The sequence below is a fragment of the Streptomyces sp. NPDC057438 genome (assembly GCF_042802995.1).
In the GTDB taxonomy this organism is placed as follows: domain Bacteria; phylum Actinomycetota; class Actinomycetes; order Streptomycetales; family Streptomycetaceae; genus Streptomyces.
Window position 1 is genome coordinate 112,752 of the sequence record NZ_JBHVDD010000012.1, and the last position, 24,229, is coordinate 136,980.

Consider the following 24,229-nt stretch of genomic DNA (forward strand, 5'->3'; position numbering starts at 1 on the left):
CCTCATGGGTGCGGGGACGAGTCCCGTCCGGTGCCGGACCAGTCCGGGGCGGGGCCGTGAGCCAGCGATCGGAGAATCCCGGGATGACCTCCCACCTGCACGCACTCTGCTTCGACGCGCACGACCCCGCCGGTCTGGCGCGGTTCTGGGCCGGCGTGCTGGGCTGGGAGGCCGCCGACGATCCCTACGGCGCCGTCGCGCTCGCCCCGGACGACGAGAACGGGTTCCGGCTCCGTTTCCTGCCGAGCCAGGAGAAGAAGACCGTCCCGAACCAGATGCACTTCGACCTCACCAGCCAGTCCCCGGACGACCAGCGACAGGTCGTGGCGAGGGCGCTCGACCTCGGCGGCCGGCACATCGACATCGGCCAGCTGCCGGAGGAGAAGCACGTGGTCCTCGCCGACCCCGAGGGCAACGAGTTCTGTGTCATCCCGCCGGGCAACAACTTCCTCGCCGGCTGCGGGTTCATCGGCGCCCTGGCGAGCGACGGCTCGCAGGAGGTCGGGTACTTCTGGAGCCGGGCCCTCGACTGGCCCCTGGTCTGGGACCAGGACGAGGAGACCGCGATCCAGGCGCCGCACGGCGGCACGAAGATCACCTGGGGCGGTCCGCCGCTGGCCCCGAAGACCGGCAAGTACCGCCTCCACTTCGATCTCGCCCCGCCCGTCGGCGGCGACCAGCGGGCGGAGGTCGACCGCCTCGTCTCCCTCGGCGCGACCCGGATCGACATCGGCCAGGGCGACGTCGACTGGGTGGTGCTGGCCGACCCCGACGGTCACGAGTTCTGCGTACTGCCGCCCCTGCCGCCCCGCTGACACGCGCGGCCGGGCGGAACGCGGCGGTCCACCGCCGCCATGCGGAGCCAACCCCCCTCACGGAACGCATAGTTGTCGTCGCACGGCAGGGATGCACACCGTCTGGCGGGGTACCCGGCCTGCGTCAAGTTGTCGGGAGGGAGGCACACATGCCGCTCACGTTCCGCAAGAGCTTCCGCATCCTGCCGGGTGTGCGACTGAACATCAACAAGCGTTCCTGGTCCATCACCACCGGGGGCCGCAACGGCCCGCGCCACACCCACAGCAGCACGGGACGCCGTACGACCTCGATGGACCTGCCCGGCCCCTTCGGCTGGCGCCGCACGCGCAACGCCAGGCGCCACTGACCCGCACCGCACGACTGACGTCCCGTCACCTGAATGGTCGTCGGCCACACCTCCAACAGGCCCCCCAAGAGGTGCAATCTCATATCTGAGATAACCTCGCCTCATGGCAGACGACTACCTCGAACGCATCGGCAAGCTCATCCGTGACGCAAGGCAGCACCGCGGCTGGACACAGTCACAGTTGGCGGAGGCGCTCGGTACGAGTCAGAGCGCGGTGAATCGTATCGAGCGCGGTAATCAAAACATCAGCCTTGAGATGATCGCCCGAATCGGTGAAGCCCTGGACAGTGAGATCGTCTCGCTGGGATACGCGGGTCCGATGCATCTGCGGGTCGTCGGCGGGCGTCGGCTGTCGGGTTCGATCGACGTGAAGACCAGCAAGAACGCGTGCGTCGCGCTGCTGTGCGCCTCCCTGCTGAACAAGGGGCGCACCGTGCTGCGCAGGGTGGCCCGCATCGAGGAGGTGTACCGCCTTCTGGAGGTGCTCGGTTCCATCGGCGTACGCACCCGGTGGATCAACGGCGGTGTCGACCTGGAGATCGTGCCGCCGGCCGCGCTGGACCTCGCCGCGATCGACGCGGACGCCGCCCGCCGCACCCGCTCGATCATCATGTTCCTCGGTCCCCTGCTGCACCGCATGGACCACTTCACGCTGCCCTACGCGGGCGGCTGCGACCTGGGGACGCGGACGATCGAGCCGCACATGATCGCGCTGCGCCGGTTCGGCCTCGACATCACGGCCACCGAGGGGCTGTACCACGCCGAGGTGGACCGGTCCGTCACCCCCGGCCGCCCGATCGTGCTGACCGAGCGCGGTGACACGGTGACGGAGAACGCGCTGCTGGCCGCCGCCCGCCACCACGGAGTGACGGTCATCCGCAACGCCTCCTCCAACTACATGGTCCAGGACCTCTGCTTCTTCCTGGAGGCGCTCGGCGTACGGGTGGAGGGCATCGGCACCACCACCCTCACCGTGCACGGGGTGCCGCACCTCGACGTCGACGTCGACTACTCGCCCTCCGAGGACCCGGTGGAGGCGATGAGCCTGCTGGCCGCCGCCGTCGTCACGGAGTCCGAACTGACCGTGCGCCGGGTGCCGATCGAGTTCCTGGAGATCGAACTGGCGGTCCTGGAGGAGATGGGTCTCGACCACGACCGCTCACCGGAGTACTTCGCCGACAACGGCCGTACCCGCCTGGTGGACCTCACCGTCCGCCCCTCGAAACTCCAGGCGCCGATCGACAAGATCCACCCCATGCCGTTCCCCGGCCTGAACATCGACAACGTCCCCTTCTTCGCGGCCATCGCCGCCGCCGCACAGGGCCAGACCCTCATCCACGACTGGGTCTACGACAACCGCGCGATCTATCTGACCGACCTCAACCGCCTCGGCGGCCGCCTCCAACTCCTCGACCCGCACCGGGTGTTGGTCGAGGGCCCCACGCGCTGGCGCGCCGCCGAGATGATGTGCCCGCCCGCCCTGCGTCCGGCCGTGGTCGTCCTCCTGGCGATGATGGCCGCCGAGGGCACGTCCGTGCTCCGCAACGTCTACGTCATCAACCGGGGTTACGAGGACCTCGCGGAACGCCTGAACACGGTGGGGGCGCAGATCGAGATCTTCCGGGACATCTGAGCGGCGCGGTGTCGTGCCCCTTGGAGGCATGGGGCACGACACCTCAACATGCCAGCTGACCTGCTAATACTCACCTTCACGACCCTTCACTGATCACTGTTGTTTTTCAGCATCTTGTGCAACGCACGTGCAATATGATCTTGAATGGCTGACGATACGTCAGAGATACCTGAGCATCCGTCAGCCTGCACGGAGGGTTGTCACCGAAGTGGCCTCGCAGCGTGCGATGTCGGTCGTGTCGTGCCGACCGCGCCTGATCGACCCTCGACACCCACGTCGAAGCCCTCCTCAAGCCACCCCGGTAGCCATTACCCTGCCGAGGCGGCGCCCCTTGCCGATTAGGGCATACAGGGTAATACGCCTAGATCAAATGCCCTCTGCGGGAAGTCCGTGAACGTGGGTGGTGATAGGTGGTGTGTCCGTGGTGTCTGCCGCTCGTTGAACAGGTGCTGCTGGTGGCGGTGTAGGTACATCTGCCGGGAAATTCATCCGCAGTGACGAGGCCGTCGTACACGAGATTCACGGTGGCCGTTTCGTTTCCTACGTCCGTCCGGACACCGGCAGCCGGGACCTCGCCGCCTGGCGCGTCGAGATCCCGGCTGCAATGGTGGGGCCGACCCACACGATCAGCGACGAGGAGACCTTCTACGTTCTCTCCGGTCGCCTCCGACTCACCATCGACGGTGAGAGCGCCGGACTCCGCGCAGGTGACGCGGCAGTGGCACCTGCTGGCTCCGAACTGACGGTCGCCAACACCACCGACCAGCCCGCCCACATGTGGGTCACCACACGTGTCGGGCTCATCGCCAAACTGGCTGACGGCAACACCATCACACCGCCCTGGGCTCACTAGTGTGCTGGTAACCGCGTAGGTGCGCCGGGCTCTTCAGGCTGCGGTGGCGAGGGGGCGTCCGCCCCAGCGGATGCTCTTCTCGCTTCGGATGCGGGCGCGTTCCTTACGTTCGGCGGCCAGGACGTCGCGGTGACGGGCGTTGGCGTTGCGCCACGTGGCAGCGCGCCCTGGGTGAGGATTGCTGCGACGTCGACGATGGTGGCCTGGGTGGTGTTGTTGGCGAGGCATCTCGTGCGGCGTGCCCGTGGCGGTAGGTCTTCTGAGCCGGATCGATCGACATCCTGAGGAACGCAGAGACCGGGGACGGCCCACCGTCTGTCACGGAGACGGGCCGAGGGGATGGACGGGGTTCAGCCGCGGCGCGGTAGGAGTCGGTGCTGCCGGGTTTGGGCTTGCGGCCGCCGGGCTGTTCACCGTACGGCAGCACCGTCGGGGACGCCGCCGACCGCCCACCGCCCGGTCACTGACCGCCGTCTTCGCAGACGGATAGGCTGACCGAGTCGGCCCATCGGACCCCGCACCGCATGGGCCGCACGCCCTGTGCGCGGCTCGGAACGTCGAGGGAGGTGCCCATGCGGCTGGCACGCGTACTCGCCGCCGCCCTCACCGCGGCACTGCTGCTCGCAGGGTGCGGCGGAGACGACGCGCCGCCCCGCCCGTCCGGGGAGATCAGGGTGGCCACCGGCAACCCGGGCGGTGTCTACGCGGACTACGGGGCCGGTTACGCCGACCTCATCGAGAGAAGGCTGCCGGACGTCTCGGCGCGGGTTCTGCACACCGGAGGCAGTGTGGACAATCTGCGCCGGGTGGCCGCCGACCAGGCACAGGCGGGCTTCACCCTCGCCGATTCCGCCGCCGACGCGGTCGCCGGCAGCGCGCCCTTCTCCCGCAAGCTGCCCCTGGTGGCGCTGGCCTCGCTCTACGACAACTATGTGCAGTTGGTGGTCCGCGCGGACAGCCCGGTCCGCAGCGCGAAGGCGCTGCGCGGGCTGCGGGTCTCCGTGGGGTCCGAGGGCTCAGGCACGGCGCTGATCGCCGAGCGCATCCTGAAGGTCTCCGGGCTCTCCCCCGACGGTGACCTGACCTCGCTGCGGCTGGATGTGCGCGAGTCGGCGACCGCCTTGGCCGAGGGGCGTATCGACGCCTTCTTCTGGAGCGGCGGTCTGCCGACCGGAGCCATCACCGAACTGCGCCGCAGCACCATGATCCGCCTCGTCGACCTCGGCGACGTGGTCGACGAGCTCACCGGGTCCTACGGCGAGCTGTACACCGAGACCACCGTGCCGGCCGTCGTGTACGGCGCGCAGAGCGCGGTGACCACGGTGAGCGTGCCGAACTTCCTGGTGGTACGGCGGGACATGCCGGACGCGGAGGCGTACTGGCTGACCCGGCTGCTGTTCGAGGGGCAGTCCCGGCTGATCCGGGCGCACCCTGAGGCCCGCCGCCTCGACCGGCGTACGGCTATCGCCACCCACCCGCTGGAGCTGCACCCCGGCGCCGCTCGGTGGTACCGCGAGTCACATCCCTGACCGCTCGCAAGTACCGTCACCGGCTCCCCTCACAGCGGATCGGACAGGGGATCGCCGGGCAGTGCCGGCGCGGCGGGCAGCCGTACGGTGGCGGAGAGTCCGTGTGGCCGCGCGGCTGCCAGGAGCAGTTCACCGCCGCCCGCCTCCACCACCATGCGGGTGAGTGCGAGGCCGAGCCCGGTGCCGCGGACGTTCTGATGACGTGTGCTGCGCCAGAACCTCCCGCCCGCCTGGGACAGTTCCTCCGCGGTCAGGCCGGGGCCGGCATCCCGTACCGTCACCTCGACCGTCTCCATCGCTGCCCCGGCCGGGGCGCGGTGCACGGAGACATCGACCGGTGCCCCCTCGCCGAACTTGAGGGCGTTGTCGAGCAGGGTGTCGAGTGCGTGGTCGAGACAGTCGGGCAGGGACAGCGCGCTCACCCCGTCGGGAATCCGCGTGGTGAGCGGGACACCCGCACCGGAGAAGGCAGCCCGCCAGGCATCGACCCGGTGCGTCACCACGGCGGTGACGTCGACCGGTCCCCTTTCCGCCTCCGACGCCTCCGCCCTGGCCAGCCGCAGCAGCCCGTCGAGTATCTCGCCGAACCGGTCGGCCTCCTCCACGGCGAAGTGCAGTTCGTTCAGACCGCGCGGGTCGTTCACGAACTCCTCCAGGTTCTCCACCCGCAGCCGGAGCGCGGTCAGCGGATTGCGCAGTTGGTGGGACGCCTGTGCCACGAACGCCCGCTGCTGCTCCTGGGAGGCGTGCATGCTGTCCGCCATCACGTTGAAGTGGTTGGCGAGGCGGCGCAGTTCCGGGGCACCCACCCGCTCCGACACACGGGTCTTCAGGCTCCCGAGGGCGACCTCATGGGTGGCACGGTCCAGGTCGTGGACAGGACGGAGCACCCAGCGGACCACCGGCGCCGCGACCGCGATCACCACCAGGACGAGTGCCGCGAGGCTGCCCAGCACCACCAGCGTCAGATGGTCGGCCACCTCGGAACGGGCCTGTTCGGTGGGTGAGACGATCAGCACGGCGCCCAGCACGCGGCCGTCCCGCCGGACGGGCTCGGCCAGCACGAAGGGCCGGTCGTCCCATGGCCACCACACCCCGGGCTGCTCGGGAGGCCGGTCGGCGAGGGCGAGCAGCAACGCCGACCGCACCTGCGGCTCCTCCAGGTCGACGGGGCGCGAGGCGATCACGGTCTCGCTGTCGGCGTCGACCACCGCGACGCGTGAGTCGTAGAGGTTCGCGTAGCGGTCGGCGGCGGCCTCCAGACGGCCGGTCCGCCCCGACTCCAGGGCGGTGGCGGCCAGGTCCGCGAACCAGGCGCCGTCCTCGACCCTTCCGATGAACGAACTCTGGACCGTACGCTCCGCGGTGGCCCGCACCAGGGGCAGGCTGAGCGCGACGATCAGACCTGCGACCAGGACGAAGGCGATGAAGAGAAGTCGGCGGCGCATCCGGCGTCCTCACTCGCCTGCCGCCGCCGGACCGCCGGCCTCCGCGCCACCACCGCCGGCTCCCGGACCGGTGCCGTCCCCCGGACCACGGGCCGCCCCCGGCCCCGCGGAGAGCCGGTACCCGAACCCTCGCACGGTCTGTACCAAGCCCCCCGCCCGCCCCAGCTTGCCGCGCAGGGTGGCCACATGGACGTCGAGGGTGCGTGACATGCCGTCGTACGTCGTCTGCCACACCTCCACCACGATCCGGTCGCGGGGTACGGCGGCGCCGCCCGCGCGGGCCAGCAGGGCGAGAACCTCGAATTCCTTGAAGGTCAGGGCGACGCTGCGCCCGTCCACGGTGACCGTGCGCCGCCCGAGGTCCACCTCCAGTCCCTCGACGGCGACGAGCCGGTCCTCATGGCCGCGCTGGCTCACGCTGCGCCGGAGCACCGCCTCGATACGGGCCAGCAACTCCGCGGTGCCGAACGGTTTCACCACGTAGTCGTCGGCGCCGCTGCGCAGCCCCCGCACCCGGTCGGGCTCGTCTCCCCTCGCGGTCACCGCGATCACCGGTACGCCGCCGCGGGCGCGCAGTTCGCGGCAGACCTCGATGCCGTCCCGGTCGGGCAGGCCCAGATCGAGCAGCACGAGATCGGCGGGGGGTGCCGCCAGGGCGTCGGCGGCGTTCGCGGCACGCCGTACCTCGTATCCGTGGCGCCGGAGGGCACCGGTGAGGGCGTCGGCGACCCGGTTGTCGTCCTCGACGAGAAGTATCCGCACACGGCCTCCCGGTGGATGGAATCCGGCGGGCCCTGAGGCCCGGCGGCACAGGTGCCGAGGGAGCGCGCAGGTCACAGCCGGTGCGATGAGCGTAGAAGTGACCGCCGTCACTGAACCCTAAACCTACGTTAAGTCCTCGGTCGTGCTCTGTTGCACGCATGTGAACAGCTGCCACGGTCTGGGACACCACGAACCGCCTAGTCCCAGGAGAAGCCGCGATGAGCATGGCAACGGTGCCGCCCGAGTCGAGGCCGCGATCAGCCGAGGAACTCGTGGCCGAGTTCGAGCAGGAGCGGCCGGCCCGGAAACTCTCCCCCCAGGTCTCCGCGGCCGTGTCCGCGGTGTGCGCCGCGCTGTCGGTCTTCGTGCTGTACGCGATCTTCTTTCCGGTTGCCAAGGGCACCCAGTACTACCTGACCCTCTTCCTCGCGGGGACGCTGCCGCTGATCTTCCTGACCCACCGCGGGACGGTGCGGGTACCGGCGCTGCTGCTGCCCTGGCGACGCGGTGACCGCACCGCGCCCGCCGACGGGGTGCCGGACAAGGCGGCCGTCCGCCACGACGACCCGGGGTGGCTCGACTGGCTGCTCGCCGCGGCGGCACTCGCCGTGTGCCTGTACCCGCTGCTGGAGTTCGACGCCTTCATCGAGCGGCGCCAGCTGCCGACCTCGCTGGACACGGCGGCCGGCCTCGCCATGATCGTGCTGGTCCTGGAGGCGTGCCGACGCACCACCGGCTGGGTCCTGCCGGCCTTCTGCGCGAGCTTCCTGGTGTACGCGTACTACGGCGGACTGCTGCCGTACGACTGGTCACTGGCGCACGGCGGCTTCGACATCGACGCGATCGCGGCCCACTTCTTCATGGGCACCGACGGGGTCTACGGCGTACCGCTGAACGTCGCCGGCACCTACATCATCCTGTTCACCATCTTCGGCGCCGTCCTCGACATCTCCGGCGCGGGCAAGTTCTTCATCGACCTGTCGTTCGCGGCCTTCCGCGGCTCCCGCAGCGCGCCCGGACGCACGGTGACCGCCGCGGGCTTCCTCCTCGGCACCGTCTCCGGTTCCGGCACCGCGACCGCGGTCAGCCTGGGCTCGGTCGCCTGGCCCGTCCTGCGCCGGGCCGGTTACGGCAAGGAGCAGGGCGGCGGAGTGCTCGCGGCCGCCGGGATCGGCGCGATCCTCTCCCCGCCGACACTGGGCGCCGCCGCGTTCATCATCGCCGAGTACCTGAGGGAGAGTTACCTCACCGTCCTGCTGTACGCGCTGGTGCCCACGCTCCTGTACTACCTGGGCATCCTCCTCGCCGTCGAGATCGACGCCCGCAAGCACCACACCCAGCCCGTCGTGGACGACGAGCCCACCTCGGCACTGCGCCTGCTGGGCCGGTTCGGCTACCACTTCCTCTCCCTCTTCATGATCGTCGGCTTCATGGCGATGGGACTGCCCCCCTTCAGGGCGGTGGTCTACGCGACGGCCCTGCAGTTCCTGCTGTCGTTCCTCGACCCCAAGCACAGGATGACGCCGCGGCGGCTGTACCAAGCCCTCGCCGAGGGCAGCAAGTCGGTCCTCCCGGTCGTCGCGACCTGCGCCGCGGCGGGCATGATCGTCGCCGTCGTCACCCAGACCGGTCTCGGCCTGAACCTGGCCTCGGTCATCGTCGACGCGGCCGGGGTGTTCGGCGAGAACCCGACCGTGACGCTGGTCCTGACCGTGCTCTTCGCGGCCGTGGCGGTGTCCGTCCTCGGACTCGCGGTCCCGGTCACCGCCTCGTTCATCATCGCCGCGGTGATCATCGCGCCGGCTCTGCTCGAACTGGGAGTCGCCACCCACGAGGCGTACATGTTCATCTTCTACTACGCCGTGCTCTCCGAGGTGAGCCCGCCGACGGCCATGGCGGCGGCCGCCTCCGCCGCCATCACCGGCGGCAACCCGATGCGCACGATGGTGGCGACCTGGAAGTACTCGCTGCCCGCGTTCCTCGTGCCGTTCGCCTTCGTGCTCACCGACAACGGCGCCCATCTGCTCGGCACCGGCGGCCTGTGGGGCGTCCTGTGGACCACCGCGGTCTCCGCCCTCGCCGTGGCCTCACTGGCCGCGGCCACCGGAGGCCGGCTGCTCGGCCCGGCGGGCCCGGTGGAGCGTGCGCTGTGCGCCGCCGCCGCCCTGTGCCTGCTGTACCTCGAACCCGTGGCGATCACCGCGGGTTGCGCGGCCCTCGTACTCGCCCTCGGCGTGCATCTCGTACGCCGACGGCAGTCCACCCTCTCGGGTTCCACCACCGGTGAGAACCCCGAGGCGGACACCATCACGGAAGGACAGCTCTCCTCATGAAGCACCGGATGCGCACCCTGCGCCTCGCCACCGCCGCTCTCGCCGTAGGTCTGCTCGCCACCGCCTGCGGTGGCGGGAAGCAGACCGAGAACACGGCCGCCGACAGCGGCGGGAAGGGAGGCCGGCTCACCATCGCGACCGGCCCCACCACCGGCGTCTACTACCAGGTCGGCGGCGGACTCGCGGAGCTGATCTCCGACAACCTCGACGGCTACCGGGCCACCGCCACCACCACCGGCGCCTCCGTGCAGAACATCCAGGGCCTCGGAGCCGGCACCTACGATCTCGCCTTCTCCCTGCTGGACACCGCCGGCGACGCCGTCGAGGGCAAGGAGTCCTTCTCCTCCCCCCAGGACATCGAGGCACTGACCCGGCTGTACCCGAACTACACCCAGGTACTGGTCCGCTCCGACGCGGGGATCGACTCCATCGCAGACATGAAGGGCAAGAGAGTGTCCACCGGGGCCCCCGGCTCCGGCACGGAAGTGATCGCCAACCGGCTGCTGAAGGCCGCCGGGCTGGACCCCGCCAAGGACATCTCCGCCGACCGTCTCGGCCTCCCGGAAACCGTGGACGCCATGAAGGACGGCACGATCGACGCGCTGTTCTGGTCCGGCGGACTGCCCAGCGGCGGGATCACGGACCTCACCACCAGCCTCAAGAAAGAGGTCCGCTTCCTGGACGTGACACCGCACCTGTCCGCTCTGAACCAGGAGTACGGCGACGTCTACATGACGGCCTCCATCCCCAAGTCCGTATACAACCAGTCCAAGGACGTGCCCACGATCGTGGTACCGAACGTGCTGCTGGTGAAGAAGGGCTTCGACCCGGATCTCGCCGCCGAGATCGTCAACCTCGTCTACGAGAAGAAGAGCGAACTGGAGAAGGTGAACGCGGCCGCGGCCGAGATCGATCTCGACATGGCCGAGATCGTCACCCCCGTCCAGCTGAACCCCGGCGCGGAGAAGGCTCTGAAGGCCCTCGCCCAGAAGTCCTGAGCCAGGCAAGGCGCAGGTGGCCGGTCCGTCCCGAAACGGACCGGCCACGCATCGCAGACAGATCAACCTCTACCCGGCGCGGGCGTACCAACGCGGGCGAACGACAAGCCGTACGCCCGATCCCGGGAACCGCTGCCAGCCCCTCCTTCATATGCCTGCTGCCTCACGCCCGCCGCTCGTGTCCGCGGTGTCGCCGCCCGGTCCGCACCGGCAGCGCACCCGTCAAGGGGTGATCATGGTGCACACTCACAGAGAACCCCTGTGCCGCGGCTTCACCCTCAGCACGGGGGACGAGACCGTTCCCACGGCGCGTCGGCTCGTCCTGTCGACGGTCGGTGACTGGGGTCTGCCGCTTCCGGACGAGACGCTGGATGACCTGGCGCTGCTCTCCGGCGAGGTGATCGCCAACGCGCTGCAGCACGCCACCGGCCCGTACAGCGTCGTCGTGAGCTGGACGAGGGCCCGGCTGCGGGTGGAGGTGGCCGACACGGCTCGCCCTTTCCGGACCTCGCACGGTGGCGGGCCGTACGCCGAGAGCGGTCGCGGCCTGTTGCTGGTCGCGGCCCTGGCGGCCGATTGGGGCAGTACGCCCACGGCCACGGGAAAGGCCGTTTGGTTCGAGGTAGCACCCCACGCGCCCACAAGCCATCTCGACCGGCCGGCGTCGTGACACGAGCGGCGCCGGAGACCCCCAGCCTCCGTATTCACTCCGACTGCATGGGAAAGACATGATCTTGAGGACATTCGGCTGGTCGTTCGCCGTCACGGCGGCCGGCCTTGCCTTCGCCGCGTGGCAGTGGGGCTGGGAGGCGTTCGGGATCGTACTGATCCTGTCGATCCTCGAGATCTCGCTGTCCTTCGACAACGCGGTCGTCAACGCCGGGATCCTGAAGAAGATGAACGCCTTCTGGCAGCGCGTCTTCCTCACCCTCGGCATTCTGATCGCGGTGTTCGGCATGCGGCTGGTGTTCCCGGTCGTGATCGTCGCCATCAGCGCGAAGGTCGGCCCCATCGAGGCGGTGCAGCTCGCCCTCGACGACCCGACCCGCTACGAGGACCTGGTCACCGACGCCCACCCGGCGATCGCCGCCTTCGGCGGCATGTTCCTGCTGATGATCTTCCTGGACTTCATCCTCGAGGACCGGGACATCAAGTGGCTGGCCTGGCTGGAACGCCCGCTCGCCAGACTCGGCAAGGTCGACATGCTCTCGGTGTGCGTCGCGCTGATCGTGCTGCTGGCCACCGCGATGACCTTCGCCGCCAACGCCCATGTCAGCACGGGCCACGCCGACAAGTCCGCCACCGTGCTGCTCTCCGGCGTCGCCGGCCTGGTCACGTATCTCGTGGTCGGCGGTCTCTCCGGCTACTTCGAGGACAAACTCGAAGAGGAGGAGCACGAACACGAGGAGGAGGAAAAGGCCAGGGCCGAGGGCAGACCGGTCTCGGCGGTCACCCTGGCCGGCAAGGCCGCGTTCTTCCTCTTCCTGTACCTGGAAGTGCTGGACGCGTCCTTCTCGTTCGACGGGGTGATAGGCGCCTTCGCCATCACCAACCACATCTTCTGGATGGCGCTCGGCCTGGGCGTCGGCGCGATGTACGTGCGTTCGCTGACGGTCTATCTGGTCCGCGAGGGCACCTTGGACGACTACGTCTACCTGGAGCACGGCGCCCACTACGCGATCGGCGCGCTCGCCGGGATCCTGCTGGTGACGATCCAGCACGAGATCAGCGAGATCATCACGGGCCTGGTCGGCGTGTTCCTGATCGCGGCCTCCTTCCTGTCCTCCGTACACCGCAACAAGACACTCCAGGCGGCAGAAGGAACAGCCGGAGCCTCGGGCGAGAAGACTCAGGTCTCGGCCGGGGCCTGACCGGCCGACGAACCCTCGTGTGCCGTTCCACCACAGCGGATCGCCCGGGGAGCGGCCTCCCACTCTGCCCTTCCGCCCGCTCGACCAAGCAGTCGCCACACGCTCCGCCCACTGGATGGGGCGCATTGACCAACGGCGCACAGCACACCCGCGTTGGCGGGGGTTCACCCCAGAACCTCCCCCTCTTACGTGCCGGAGGATTTGCCTCTAGTCTCAGCTCTGCTTACGAGTTACCAGCCAGTTAACAAGCCTTTGGATGGGCGCATCCGAGCCCGGAGGTCGATGTGAGTTCCGCGCAGTCCCTTCTTGAAAGCCGCCCGGTTTCCGTGGCGCACCTCTTCCTCTCAAGAGTCCGGGCCACACCTGACCTGGAGGCTTACCGCTACCCCGGGCCGACCGACGATGGTGCTTCTTCCGGCACTGAGCAGTGGCACTCGCTGACCTGGGCGCAGACCGGCGAGCGGGTCAAGGTGATCGCGGCGGGCCTTCTCGCACTCGGGGTGCGGCCCGAAGAGCGTGTGGCGATCTCCTCCTCCACTCGCGTGGAATGGATCCTGGCCGACATGGGCGTCATGTGCGCGGGCGCTGCCGCCACCGCCGTCTACCCCAGCACCAACGCCGACGAGACGGCGTACATCCTCGCCGACTCCGGCAGCCGGGCGATCTTCGTCGAGAACGCCGCCCAGCTGGCCAAGGTGGTCGCCCATGCCGACCGCCTGCCCGGGCTCGACCACGCGATCCTCTTCGACCCACAGGCGGACGCCATACCCGTGGACGGCCTGGAGGTGCTGTCACTCGCCGAGCTCGAGAAGCTAGGCACCGCCCACCTGGAAGAGCACCCTGACGCAATCGATGCAGCCGTCGGCGCCATCGAGCGGGAACAACTCGCGACCCTCATCTACACCTCGGGCACGACCGGCCGCCCCAAGGGCGTTCGCCTCGTCCACGACTGCTGGTCGTACCAGGGCGTAGCACAGGAGGTCAGCGGGCTGCTGCGCCCCGACGACGTGCAGTTCCTCTGGCTGCCGCTGTCCCACGTCTTCGGCAAGGCTCTGATCTCCGGTCAGATCAGGACCGGACATGTGATGGCCGTGGACGGGCGTGTCGACCGCATCATCACCAACCTGCCCGCCGTCCGGCCCACCGTGATGGCGTCCGCACCGCGGATCTTCGAAAAGGTCTACAACGGCATCGCGAGCAGGGCGAGGGCCGAGGGCGGCGCCAAGTACAAGATCTTCCTCTGGGCGGCGCAGGTCGCCCGCGACTACGCCAGGGCGCAGCAGAACACCGTGGCGGCGACCGCGAGAGGCCAGGTCCCCTTGTGGCTCTCCGTGCAGCACGCCCTGGCCGACCGGCTGGTGTACCGCAAGATCCGCGCTGCCTTCGGAGGCAATCTGCGCGGCAGCGTCTCGGGCAGTGCCGCGCTCGCGCCCGACATCGGCTACTTCTTCGCCGGCGCCGGCGTGCCCGTCCTCGAAGGCTACGGCCTGACCGAGACCAGCGCCGCCTGCACCGTCAACCCCGCCGACGACCTTCGCGTCGGCACCGTCGGCAAACCCCTGCCCGGGACCGAGGTCCGCATCGCCGACGACGGCGAGATCCTTCTCCGAGGGCCCGGCATCATGCGTGGCTACCACAACCTCCCGGAGAAGACCGACGAGGTGCTGGAGAGCGACGGCTGGTTCCACACCGGCGACATCGGAGAGGTCGACGGCGACGGCTTCGTCCGGATCACCGACCGCAAGAAGGACCTGTTCAAGACCTCTGGCGGCAAGTACGTGGCTCCTACGGAGATCGAAGGGCGCTTCAAAGCCATCTGCCCGTTCGTCAGCAACGTCCTGGTCATCGGCAACGGTCGCAACTACTGCACCGCTCTGATCGCCCTGGACGAGACCGTCATCATGCCGTGGGCGGCATCCCACGGCCTCGATGGCCGCGGCTACGCGGAGGTCGTCTCGTCACCGCAGGTGCACGAGTTGATCGACGGCTTCGTCCAGCGTGTCAACGGCGAACTGCAGCGGTGGCAGACCATCAAGAAGTTCTCGGTGTTGCCGCGCGACCTCGACGTGGAGCACGGTGAGCTCACCCCGAGCCTCAAGGTCAAGCGGCCTGTCGTGGAGCGCGAGTACGCCGAGGCCATCGAGGCCATGTACGAGGGTTCCCGCGAGGCGTGACCTCCATCGGTCCGGTACGGCACTTCCCACAGCCGTACCGGACCGACGCCTGCGTCGCCATCGGGGTCGGCAGGACGGACCCGCCCCTGGCAACCAGACGATCGACCAGCTCCTGGGCCTTCGCCGACCGTGTCCCGCAGCGTGGTGTAGCCATCAGACGGTGCTCCTGTGGCCGGTCGGTGCGACCGAGCCTCCCGGGCTGCCGCACGAGCTGGTCAAGGCGGCCTCCCCCGTCAGGTTCGTGGATGCCGGGCCGATCACCGCCGGACCTGCACCATCACGATGGCGACCCGGCCACACCATCCGAGGGAACGTCATCCTCACTCTGCATAACGCCGAAAGAGTGGCCGTCGGCAGTGGGAGTCCTCCGGGACTTTTCTGGGACTTCCGGCTCCATGAACGGGCACGAGCGTGAAACAGCCGAAAGGCCGTATGTGCAGGTCAGCAACGCACAGACGTCGAATACGGCAGGCCACGGGGCTCCCTGGTCTCTTTCGGGACATCTGATCGGCGCGGTGCCGTGCCCCTTGAAGGCAAGGGGCACGGCACCTCAACATGCCAGCTGACCTGCCAATACTCACCTTCACGACCCCTCACTGATCACTGTTGTCTTCAGCATCTTGTGCAAGGCACGTGCAATATGATCTTGAATGGCTGACGATACGTCAGAGATGCCTGAGCATCCGTCAGCCTGCACGGAGGGTTGTCACCGAAGTGGCCTCGCGGCGTGCGATGTCGGTCGTGTCGCGCCGACCGCGCCTCGCCTCCGCCGCGCGTGAGCCGCGCCGATCTGTCGGCGCTCCGACCAGGAGCGTCAGCAGGAAGTTGCCGCCGCGCCCGACGCGACCGTACGCCCGCGCGGAACTCACTCGTTGGTATCGCGGAGCGTGCGCAGGATGTGTTCCAGGTGGCGGAGGTCCTCGGCCGAGAGCGGTCCGGTGACGTGGCTGCGGAGATGGCGGACATGGGCGGCCAGGGCTCGGTCGAGCGCCTCGGCTCCCTTGTCGGTCAGTACGGCGAGTGCGGCTCGTCGGTCCGCGGGGTCGGGGTCGCGGCGGATCAGCCCTTCCTTCGCCATGCGGTCGGCGAGCCGGGTGAAGCCACCCGAGCTGAAGGACACGGCCTCCGCCAGGTCCGTCATGCGCAGCCGGTGCCCTGGCGTGCGGCCCAGCCGCAGCAGCACCTCGAACCAGGTGTCCGGGACTCCCAGGTCGCGGTGCACAAGGTGCTTGAGGCGAGCGAACGCCTCCACGAACAGGCCGTAGAGCGTCACGTCGTCGTCGTTCAGCAGTTGCTCGTTCACCCCACGAGGATGACAGAAAGTCGAGAGCGGCAGAATCTGCCGTTGCAATGTCTGCCTCAGCAGATATATTATCTGCGTCGGCAGATAATTTCCCGCCCCCACAGATGTGGAGCCCGATCATGCACAAGCGCACCCTCACCGCGTTCGGTGTCGCCGCCACGGCCGGCGTCCTCACCCTCGGCCTGTCCCTGGCGCCCGCATCGGCGGACGCCGCTCCCGCCTCGCACGGACACCGCACGATCACCATCGAAGCCATCGAGAAGGGCACCGCGATCAACCTGGTCGATGTCGCCCCGGCCGACTCCGCCCTCGGCGACCAGCTGATCGGCACCGGCGACCTCACCGGCCGCGACGGCCGCAAGCTGGGCACCAGCAGCTTCGTCGGCATCTCCACCGACGCCAAGCCGCGCACCGCCGAGCTGTTGACTTTCGCCTACGAGCTGCCCGGCGGCAAGATCACCACGGCTGGCACGGCGAAGCTCTCCGCCTCCGGACCAGTCTTCGACGAGCGGTTCGCCATCACGGGCGGCACCGGCAGGTACCAGAACGCCTCCGGAGAGGTGCGCGTCCTGCAGGAGACGGTGGAACGGGCGAAGGTCACCTTCGAGATCCAGCGCTGACGACACCCACACATTCAGAACGAGTACGACACGTACGAACGGAGTCACCTGTGAAGATCCTCCTGATCGGTGCCACCGGCATGATCGGCTCCCGCATCACCGCGGAAGCGCTCGGCCGCGGCCACGAAGTCACCGCCGCGACCCGCTCGGGCCGTGCGGACGGCCTGCCGGAGCACCAGGCGCTGACCGCCCTCGCCCTGGATGCCACCGAGCCGGGCAAGGTCGCCCAGGCCGCCGCCGGACACGACGCCGTCATCTCCGCCGTCTCCCCGCCCCGCGACGGCTCCGACCCGACCGCCCCGCTGCTGGCGACGTACACGTCCCTGGTCGAAGGGCTGCGCACCGCGGGCGTACACCGCCTGTTGGTAGCCGGAGGCGCGGGCAGCCTGAAGACCGCCTCGGGCCGGGACCGGGTCGACACCCCGGACTTCCCCGCGATGTACAAGGCCGAGTCGCTCGCCCAGCGCGAGGTTCTGCGCCTGCTGCGCACCGAGGTGGGCGACGACCTGGACTGGACGTACGTCTCCCCCGCCGACGAGATCGCCCCCGGCGAACGCACCGGCGCCTTCCGCCTCGGCGGCGACGACCTGCTGATCGCCGAGGACGGCACCAGCTTCATCAGCGCCGAGGACTACGCGGTCGCCCTCGTCGACGAGGCCGAGAAGAGCACGGCGATCCGCCGCCGCATCACCGTCGCGTACTGACGGACGCCTCACGATCGAGGGCGTCCGGTTCGACATCAGGCCGACCGGCAGCGCCAAGGCGACGCGAGCAAAGCTTCAGATCTTCCCGGCCTGCCCTCGCACCTGGGCGGTGCGCTCTGGCAGTCCGTGACTGACGTGTTCCGGCACGGTGAGCGCCCCCGGTGCCCCACGAGGCATGATCGGTGGATGCATGGTGCGGAGAACCAGTTGGGTGGGGGGAACGTGGAAGAGTCGACGGAGATCGCGTCGTCGAAGGAGGCCGCGGACAATGCGCTGGTGCTGGCGTTCGGGCGGTTGCAGGGGGCGGCGAACCGACTGGAGTACATCCTCGGGCGGTCGCTGGAGCTGGAGTGCGGCATCAGCCATCTGATGTTCGAGGTGCTGCTCATTCTCGGGCGGGCGGGCGATCCCGGGCTGTCGATGCGGGCCATCGCACAGGAGCAGGTGCTGACCACAGGCGGGGCGACGCGCCTGGTGGACCGGATGGAGGCAGCCGGGCTGGCGGAGCGCGCCGAGGATCCCGGTGACAGGCGCGGGCGACTGGTCCGGCTGACCCAGTTGGGAGAGGAGACCACCGTGCGGGCGTCCCGGGTGCATGTGGAGAACATCCGGCGCTACTTCCTGGCTCCGCTGCCGCTCGAGGACCGGGAGCGGTTCGCCGAGGACCTGCGAATCCTGAGTCACTCCGCACGGGACGTGCTGCCCCGCCTGCCCTGAACGGCCCCTCCCGGCTGCGGCCGGGCCGCTTCACCGATGCACTGACAGCGGGATCGCAGGGAGTATGGCCCGCCGTCACACGCGTGAGCAAATATCTGACACATCAGTTACTGTTTCCTCAGATTAATTGCTCGCGTTCAGCGGGCGCGCACACCTTCGTTGGGACTTTCGATGAAGCTCGTCTACGTATTCGACGCCTACTGCGGCTGGTCGCACGGTTTCTCCGGAACGCTGCGCGAGGTCGTCTCCCGTCATCCCGCGCTGCCGGTCGAGGTGGTCTCGGGCGGTCTGTTCACCGGGCCACGCCGGGTGCCTATCCGCGAGTTCGGCTACGTCCAGGGCGCCAACGCGCAGATCGCCGAGCTGACCGGCGCCGAGTTCGGCGAGGGCTACGAGCGGCTGATCGCCGACGGGTCGTTCGTCATGGACTCCGAGGCCGCCGCCCGCGGTGTCGCCGCCCTGCGCCAGGCTGCCCCCGACCGCGCGCCGGAACTCGCCGCAGCTCTCCAGCACGCCTTCTACGTCGACGGCCTCAGCCTCTCCGACCCGGCGACCTACCGGAAGGTCGCCGAGGAGGCCGGTCTGGACGCCGACACCGTGGTCGCCGTCTTCGACGCGCCCGAGGCGCACGATGCGGCGACGGACGACTTCCACCGCTGTGCCGAGCTGGGCGTCACCGGTTTCCCCACCCTGCTCGCCGTCGACGGCGACCGAGTCGCCACCCTGGCCCACGGCCGTGCCACGACCGGCGAGATCGACCGGCGACTGGCCGAACTGACCACCGCGCCCTGACCGCCACCCCCCACCCACTATTCCGTCCTCTTCAGGAGGCCCCCATGAGCGCCCTCTCCTTCAAGATCTTCGACCTCGACTTCCCGGCCGGCAGCAAGAACAAGACCGCCACGCTCGTCACCGGCGAGACCGAGGCGCTGCTGGTCGACGCCGGCTTCACCCGCGCTGACGGCCACCGCCTCGCCGCCGAGATCCTCGACTCCGGCAAGAAGCTGACCACCGTCTTCGTCAGCCACGGCGACCCCGACTTCTACTTCGGCGCCGAGATTCTGGCCGACGCTTTCCCCGACGCCAGGTTCGTCGCCACCTCGATCGTCATCGAGCACATCCGGCGCTCCTACGAGGGCAAGCTCAAGGCGTGGGAGGCCGTCGGCCCCAACCTGCCCAGCCGCCTGGTCGACCTCACCGCGCTGGCCGGCGACCTCACCCTCGAAGGCCACCGCTTCGAGCTCAAGGGCGGCCCGGCCGGCCTGCCCGACCGCCACTACCTGTGGCAGGCCGAGCACCGCGCCCTCCTCGGAGGCGTCCTGCTCTTCCAGCAGGAGCACGTCTGGGTCGCCGACACCCCCACCCCCGAGCACCGCTCCGTCTGGATCGAGCTGCTGGACGAGATGGCCTCCCTCCAGCCGGAGCTGGTCGTCCCCGGCCACCGCCTGCCCGGCACGGCGGCCGACGCCTCAGCCATCACCGCCACCCGCGACTACCTCGTCGCCTTCGAGGAGGAGCTCGGCAAGGCGGCCGACGGCGCCGTGCTGACCGAGGCGCTCGTCAAGCGCTACCCCGACAACGGCATGCTGATCGCCGCCCAGCTCGGGGCGAAGGTCGCCAAGGGCGAGATGCAGTGGGGCTGAGCGTCATGACCTACGAGCACACCGACTTCGCGACCTCCACGGCCCCGGCCGACGTGGTCCGCCGCCAGTACCTGGCCTCCGCGGCCGGCGACCTGGAGGCCCTGCGCGCCACCCTCGCCCCCGACGTGGAGTGGACCGAGATGGCCGGCTTCCCCCTCGCCGGCACCTACCGCACCCCCGACGGGGTCACCTCCCATGTCATGGAGCAGCTCGGCAAGGAGTGGGACGGCTGGACCGCGCACGACGACACCTATGTCGCCGAGGGAGAGAACGTCGTCGTCCTCGCCCGTTACACCGCGGCCAACAAGGCCACCGGCAAGCCGATCGACGTGCGCGTCGCTCACCACTTCGTGGTCCGCGGCGGACTCATCGTCCGCTTCGAGCAGTTCGTCGACACCGCCGGGGTTCGCGACGCCATGACGTAGCCGTGACAGCGCCTCACAGGCGAACTCACACAAGCCGGGAAGACGGTGAGGTACACCGTCGGCAATGGCACGGCACCGTATTCCGCGACACCTCCGCCGCGGATGTCAGCGGCCCGCGCGACGAAACCGTTGCCGGGACGCGACCGGCACGGCAGTGAAACGCGCCCGCACGTCGACGGAATCACTCCCCGCCGCCTTCCCGATCCAGCCGACGGGGGCAGCCGGGACCGGGACCGACCGTCGTCGTGCGATGAACGTCGCCACCACGATCAACAACGCCCTCCGGACGTACGCGCACCCGGGGGTGCTGGTGGCCGTGCCGCAACCAGCACCACCGTGAAACGTGAGAGGCCGACACGCGGCGCCCTCTCCCGTGCACTCACCCCCACCATCAACAGGGAGCACTGGACATGCCCATGAACAGGCGTCACTTCCTCGCGGCAGGCTCGCTCACGGCCGCCGGGATCGGCCTGGGCCTCACCCCGGCCAGCGCGTCGGCCACCCCGCTCGCCGACGGACACGGAGCCGGACAGCACAAGGAAATACACCCCCGGGGCACGCTCGACTTCAAGGTCATCGACCTGGACTTCCCGGTCGGCAGCAAGAACAAGACGGCCACTCTGGTCACGGGTGAGCGTGAGGCGCTGCTGGTCGACACCGGGTTCACCCGGGCCGACGGGTACCGGCTGGTGGCCGAGGTGCTGGACTCGGGCAAGAAGCTGACCACCGTGTTCATCAGCGCCGGCGATCCGGACTACTACTTCGGCGCCGAGGCCCTGGCCGACGCCTTCCCCGACGCCAGGTTCGTCGCCACCCGGCCGGTCATCAAGCACATCCGGCGTACCTTCGAGAGCAAGCTCAGGACGTGGGCCGACCTCGGCGCCAATCTGCCCACCCGCCTGGTGGAGATCAAGCCTCTGACCCATGGCCTCATCCTGGAAGGGCCCCGCTTCGAACTCAGGGGCGGATCAGCCCTGCTGCCGGACCGCCACTACCTGTGGCAGCCGGAGCAGCGCGCCATCCTCGGCGGGGTGCTGCTGTTCCAGAAGCAGCATGTATGGGTCGCGGACACCCCCACCCCGGAGATCCGTGCTGCCTGGATCAAGCTGCTGGACGAGATGGCCGCCCTCAACCCGAAGCTGGTCGTGCCCGGCCACCGCCTGCCCAACACTCCCGCTGACTCCTCCGCCATCATCGCCACCCGCGAGTACCTGCTCACTTTCGAGGAGGAACTGGCCAAGGCCGCCGACGGCGCCGCGCTGACCGCGGCGCTCGTCAAGCGCTACCCGGACTACGGCATGGTCATCGCCGCCGAGATCGGCGCGAAGGTCGCCATGGGCGAGATGACCTGGGAGTGACGCGACCGCGAAGTACCAGAACACAGGCTTCGCGGTGCCCCCGCCCTGGCCGACTTCGTCAGCAGGCGTCGGCCGGGGACGGCACGCCGAAGAGTCTCCAGAGGAAAGGAGACCAGTTAGCCATGACGCCCCTGTCTGAGCCGCCCATGCCGGAGGCGGATCTCGGCGGTCTCCCACCGATTGAGATCTCCCACCGAATGAGATCTCCCACCAACGGAGCGTGCCGGACGGCCATCGGCTCCGTGGCTGCCACATGACCGACGTGCTCAAAGAATGCGGGGCTGAGGCCACCCGGCGTCTCGACTGCACTCTGCCCGGCGAAAAGGGCGCCTGACAGACATCATCCGAGTTCAGGCGCCCTACGCGGGATGCCGGGAGAACCCGGCTCCTATGCCTGCGTCGCCTCCGGCGCTTCCGTTGCCGCCGTCCTCGCGGCGAGCCGGCTCCTGCCCCCGCTCAACGCGAAGTAGAGCACACCGGCCACGGCGACGCCGATGAACCAGGAGTACGGACCCAGCTTCGCCCCGTACCTGGACGGGCCATAGACGGGAAATCGTTCTGACCACCCTCACCGCGTGACTCCCCGGCTCGGAAAGGAGGCGACCGTGCCATCCCTCGGATCTCGTCACGACGTCGTCGTTGTCGGCGCCGGCCCGGCCGGGCTCACCGCGGCCACCACGCTGCGGACCGCCGGGCTCGACGTCGTCTGCGTGGAGGCACGCGACCGCTTCGGCGGCCGACTGGCGAGCATCGACGGGTACGACCTGGGCGCTACCTGGTTCTGGGACGGCGAGCAGCGGGTCGCCGAGCTCGTCGCCCAGCTCGGTGTCCCCGCTTTCGAACAGCACCGGACCGGTGACGCGATCATGCAGGACCGCACCGGAATACGGCGGATCACCGGCAACCCGATCGACGCACCGGCTTACCGGTTCGAGTCCGGCGCCCACGCGCTGGCCGCCGGTCTGGCCGCCCGGCTCCCGGAGGCAGCGCTGCGGCTGTCGACCCCGGTCACCCGGATCCGGCTCGTCAGCGAGATGGTTCAGATCGACACGCCCTCCGGAACGCTCCGCGCTGCTCAGGTCGTGCTGGCTGTCCCGCCTGCGCTCGCCGTGGCCCGTATCGACTTCAGCGGTGACCTCGGACCTGACCTGATTCGTCTCGCCGAGGCCACGCCGGTATGGATGGGGGCCATCGCCAAGGTCGTCGCCGGTTACCGCACCCCGTTCTGGCGCACCAGGGAACTGGCCGGGGCGGCGATCAGCCACACCGGCCCGCTGCGAGAAACCCACGACATGTCCGGACCACACGGCGGCCGTGCCGCGCTGTTCGGGTTCGCTGCCGCCGGCGCGCTCGGCCACGGGTTCGCGGCATCGGTGACCTCCCAGCTGGCGAGGCTGTTCGGCCCCGAGGCAGCTGAGCCCACGACGCTGCACGTCCAGGACTGGAGCGCCGAGCAGTGGACGTCGCCGGCCGGGGTGGGGAACCTGACGGACTACCGTCTTCTCGGCCACCCCCGCTACCGGCAGCCGGCCTTGGCCGGCCGGCTGCACTGGGCCTCCACCGAAACCGCGGCCGACTACGCCGGGCACATCGAAGGCGCCCTGTACGCGGGCCGGCAAGCCGCGACCGCCGTCCTCACGGCCCACGCCGGGGCCGCCGAAGCGAAGATCGGATGACCTACATGTTCGAGATCCCGGACCTGCTGCGCGAGTACGACCGAGCCCGTGCCTACACCGATCAGCTCTGGACCGACCTGAGCGCCGACGAGGTGGGGTGGCGCCCGCACGAAAAATCCAGCGCCATCGGCTGGCACCTCGGCCACCAGGCGCATGTCGCCCACTTCATGATCCGCAACCTGACCGCGGCCGAACCCAGCCCCGCCCCGGAACTCGACCCGGTCATGGATGCCGCGAACCCCGAACCCGCCCGTGACCGACTTCCAGACCCGGCCCGGCTGGCCGCTTTCCGCACCGAGGTAGCCGACCGCGTCCACGCCCGCATCGGCGCCATCCGCGACGGCAGGGTCGGCGCACCGCGACAACTCACCGTCGTCGCCACGACGCTGCTCACCGCGCTGATCAACCCCGAATACCAGCACGATCAGTGGATAGGCGAGGTCCGCTCCGCAGACCTGGGCCACGCGCTACCGGACCGACCACAGTCCGACCTGCTCACCGAACTCGACGGCTACCTCGTGATCTGCGACCTATGACGCACACCGGCTACGCCGACACCCCCGAGGCCCGCCAGGCGCTGCACCACCGTACCCAGAGCGTCGTCATGGCCTCTCAGATGTTCAGCGGCGCCGGGCTGGCCGCCGGCGTCACCGTCGGCGCGCTGCTGGTCCAGGACATGCTCGGTACCAGCAGCTCTCCGGCCTGCCGTCCGCCCTGTTCACCGCGGGCTCCGCAGGTACCGCCCTCGCCGTCGGGCACCTGTCCCAGCGTCTCGGCCGCAGGGTCGGCCGGCCGCTCGCCGTCGGTGCCGAGGGCCCGGCCGACGCCGATGCAGCACGCCCCCGTCCGGCGATGGACGCCGCCGCGGTGTCGATGCGGGTGACCCGGTCACCCTCGCTCGTGACCGCCTCGTCGGCCCGCCGGTGCGGGCCGGCGAGCGGGCGACCGTCCAGGCGGCGAACAAAGCGGCGTATCGCGCGGACACACGCAGCGCCCGGCCCGGAGATCTGACCTCCGGGC

At 69.5% G+C, this 24,229-nt stretch carries 23 protein-coding genes and 1 pseudogene; 19 read left to right on the forward strand and 5 right to left on the reverse strand.

What is annotated here, in order from left to right; genetic code table 11:
- Positions 1 to 83 precede the first annotated feature (83 nt).
- From ACFU5F_RS10235 to ACFU5F_RS10250, 4 genes are all read left to right on the forward strand, one after another.
- Positions 84 to 815 carry a VOC family protein gene (locus tag ACFU5F_RS10235; RefSeq protein ID WP_383884687.1) on the forward strand — a complete coding sequence of 244 codons (732 nt, stop codon included), beginning with the start codon at positions 84 to 86 and terminating at the stop codon, positions 813 to 815.
- Positions 816 to 964: 149 nt separating this feature from the next.
- A complete protein-coding gene (locus ACFU5F_RS10240; RefSeq protein ID WP_012999948.1) occupies positions 965 to 1,162 on the forward strand; it encodes a DUF4236 domain-containing protein in 198 nt (65 codons plus the stop codon).
- Between the two features lie 103 nt (positions 1,163 to 1,265).
- The gene (locus tag ACFU5F_RS10245) at positions 1,266 to 2,795 is read left to right on the forward strand and encodes a helix-turn-helix domain-containing protein (RefSeq protein ID WP_383884691.1); all 1,530 of its coding nucleotides are present in this window, start codon (positions 1,266 to 1,268) and stop codon (positions 2,793 to 2,795) included.
- 487 nt (positions 2,796 to 3,282) lie between these two features.
- The gene (locus ACFU5F_RS10250; protein ID WP_383884749.1) at positions 3,283 to 3,648 is read left to right on the forward strand and encodes a cupin domain-containing protein; all 366 of its coding nucleotides are present in this window, start codon (positions 3,283 to 3,285) and stop codon (positions 3,646 to 3,648) included.
- A 33-nt stretch (positions 3,649 to 3,681) separates the two neighbouring features.
- Here ACFU5F_RS10250 and ACFU5F_RS10255 read toward each other — a convergent pair.
- Positions 3,682 to 3,801, reverse strand: a pseudogene (locus tag ACFU5F_RS10255) (IS630 family transposase); the annotation flags it as partial.
- A 419-nt stretch (positions 3,802 to 4,220) separates the two neighbouring features.
- Between ACFU5F_RS10255 and ACFU5F_RS10260 the strand changes: the two are divergent.
- A complete protein-coding gene (locus tag ACFU5F_RS10260; protein WP_383884694.1) occupies positions 4,221 to 5,177 on the forward strand; it encodes a TAXI family TRAP transporter solute-binding subunit in 957 nt (318 codons plus the stop codon).
- 29 nt (positions 5,178 to 5,206) lie between these two features.
- On the opposite strand, the gene ACFU5F_RS10265 is transcribed toward ACFU5F_RS10260, so the two are convergent.
- Both ACFU5F_RS10265 and ACFU5F_RS10270 read right to left on the reverse strand, forming a co-directional pair.
- Positions 5,207 to 6,625, reverse strand: coding sequence for an ATP-binding protein (locus ACFU5F_RS10265; RefSeq protein WP_383884696.1), 1,419 nt, complete (start codon positions 6,623 to 6,625; stop codon positions 5,207 to 5,209).
- Between the two features lie 9 nt (positions 6,626 to 6,634).
- Positions 6,635 to 7,387 (reverse strand): response regulator transcription factor, encoded by a 753-nt coding sequence (locus ACFU5F_RS10270; protein WP_383884698.1) that lies wholly within the window; start codon positions 7,385 to 7,387, stop codon positions 6,635 to 6,637.
- A gap of 218 nt (positions 7,388 to 7,605) precedes the next feature.
- Here ACFU5F_RS10270 and ACFU5F_RS10275 point away from each other — a divergent pair, with 218 nt between their 5' ends.
- The 5 genes from ACFU5F_RS10275 to ACFU5F_RS10295 all read left to right on the forward strand — a co-directional run bounded on the left by ACFU5F_RS10275 (position 7,606) and on the right by ACFU5F_RS10295 (position 14,763).
- Complete coding sequence (locus tag ACFU5F_RS10275) at positions 7,606 to 9,720, forward strand: TRAP transporter permease (protein WP_383884699.1); 2,115 nt, start codon at positions 7,606 to 7,608, stop codon at positions 9,718 to 9,720.
- Complete coding sequence (locus ACFU5F_RS10280) at positions 9,717 to 10,718, forward strand: TAXI family TRAP transporter solute-binding subunit (protein WP_383884702.1); 1,002 nt, start codon at positions 9,717 to 9,719, stop codon at positions 10,716 to 10,718. The genes ACFU5F_RS10275 and ACFU5F_RS10280 overlap by 4 nt, the downstream gene beginning before the upstream one ends.
- A gap of 235 nt (positions 10,719 to 10,953) precedes the next feature.
- On the forward strand, positions 10,954 to 11,388 hold the full coding sequence (locus tag ACFU5F_RS10285) for an ATP-binding protein (protein WP_383884704.1): 435 nt from the start codon (positions 10,954 to 10,956) through the stop codon (positions 11,386 to 11,388).
- Positions 11,389 to 11,446: 58 nt separating this feature from the next.
- A complete protein-coding gene (locus ACFU5F_RS10290; protein ID WP_383884707.1) occupies positions 11,447 to 12,589 on the forward strand; it encodes a DUF475 domain-containing protein in 1,143 nt (380 codons plus the stop codon).
- 284 nt (positions 12,590 to 12,873) lie between these two features.
- Positions 12,874 to 14,763, forward strand: coding sequence for an AMP-dependent synthetase/ligase (locus tag ACFU5F_RS10295; protein WP_383884709.1), 1,890 nt, complete (start codon positions 12,874 to 12,876; stop codon positions 14,761 to 14,763).
- Between the two features lie 865 nt (positions 14,764 to 15,628).
- Here the strand turns inward: ACFU5F_RS10295 and ACFU5F_RS10300 are convergent.
- Entirely contained in the window at positions 15,629 to 16,066 is a 438-nt protein-coding gene (locus ACFU5F_RS10300; RefSeq protein ID WP_383884711.1) for a MarR family winged helix-turn-helix transcriptional regulator, read from the reverse strand.
- A gap of 119 nt (positions 16,067 to 16,185) precedes the next feature.
- Between ACFU5F_RS10300 and ACFU5F_RS10305 the strand changes: the two genes are divergently transcribed.
- From ACFU5F_RS10305 to ACFU5F_RS10345, 9 genes are all read left to right on the forward strand, one after another.
- The gene (locus tag ACFU5F_RS10305) at positions 16,186 to 16,686 is read left to right on the forward strand and encodes a hypothetical protein (protein WP_383884714.1); all 501 of its coding nucleotides are present in this window, start codon (positions 16,186 to 16,188) and stop codon (positions 16,684 to 16,686) included.
- Positions 16,687 to 16,736: 50 nt separating this feature from the next.
- Positions 16,737 to 17,390, forward strand: a complete 654-nt coding sequence (locus ACFU5F_RS10310) for an NAD(P)-dependent oxidoreductase (protein ID WP_383884716.1) — start codon at positions 16,737 to 16,739, stop codon at positions 17,388 to 17,390.
- Positions 17,391 to 17,576: 186 nt separating this feature from the next.
- Positions 17,577 to 18,107, forward strand: a complete 531-nt coding sequence (locus ACFU5F_RS10315; RefSeq protein WP_383884719.1) for a MarR family winged helix-turn-helix transcriptional regulator — start codon at positions 17,577 to 17,579, stop codon at positions 18,105 to 18,107.
- 171 nt (positions 18,108 to 18,278) lie between these two features.
- Positions 18,279 to 18,899, forward strand: a complete 621-nt coding sequence (locus ACFU5F_RS10320; protein WP_383884722.1) for a DsbA family protein — start codon at positions 18,279 to 18,281, stop codon at positions 18,897 to 18,899.
- Between the two features lie 44 nt (positions 18,900 to 18,943).
- Entirely contained in the window at positions 18,944 to 19,750 is an 807-nt protein-coding gene (locus ACFU5F_RS10325; protein WP_383884724.1) for an MBL fold metallo-hydrolase, read from the forward strand.
- Between the two features lie 5 nt (positions 19,751 to 19,755).
- Complete coding sequence (locus tag ACFU5F_RS10330; RefSeq protein WP_383884727.1) at positions 19,756 to 20,175, forward strand: nuclear transport factor 2 family protein; 420 nt, start codon at positions 19,756 to 19,758, stop codon at positions 20,173 to 20,175.
- Between the two features lie 410 nt (positions 20,176 to 20,585).
- Positions 20,586 to 21,533, forward strand: a complete 948-nt coding sequence (locus ACFU5F_RS10335) for an MBL fold metallo-hydrolase (RefSeq protein WP_383884730.1) — start codon at positions 20,586 to 20,588, stop codon at positions 21,531 to 21,533.
- 605 nt (positions 21,534 to 22,138) lie between these two features.
- The gene (locus ACFU5F_RS10340) at positions 22,139 to 23,209 is read left to right on the forward strand and encodes a flavin monoamine oxidase family protein (RefSeq protein WP_383884732.1); all 1,071 of its coding nucleotides are present in this window, start codon (positions 22,139 to 22,141) and stop codon (positions 23,207 to 23,209) included.
- Positions 23,206 to 23,745: a DinB family protein gene (locus tag ACFU5F_RS10345; RefSeq protein WP_383884734.1), complete on the forward strand. Its 540-nt coding sequence runs from the start codon at positions 23,206 to 23,208 to the stop codon at positions 23,743 to 23,745. Before ACFU5F_RS10340 ends, ACFU5F_RS10345 begins: the two co-directional genes overlap by 4 nt.
- A gap of 76 nt (positions 23,746 to 23,821) precedes the next feature.
- Here ACFU5F_RS10345 and ACFU5F_RS10350 read toward each other — a convergent pair whose 3' ends face one another.
- A complete protein-coding gene (locus ACFU5F_RS10350; RefSeq protein ID WP_383884737.1) occupies positions 23,822 to 23,968 on the reverse strand; it encodes a hypothetical protein in 147 nt (48 codons plus the stop codon).
- Positions 23,969 to 24,229: the final 261 nt, after the last annotated feature.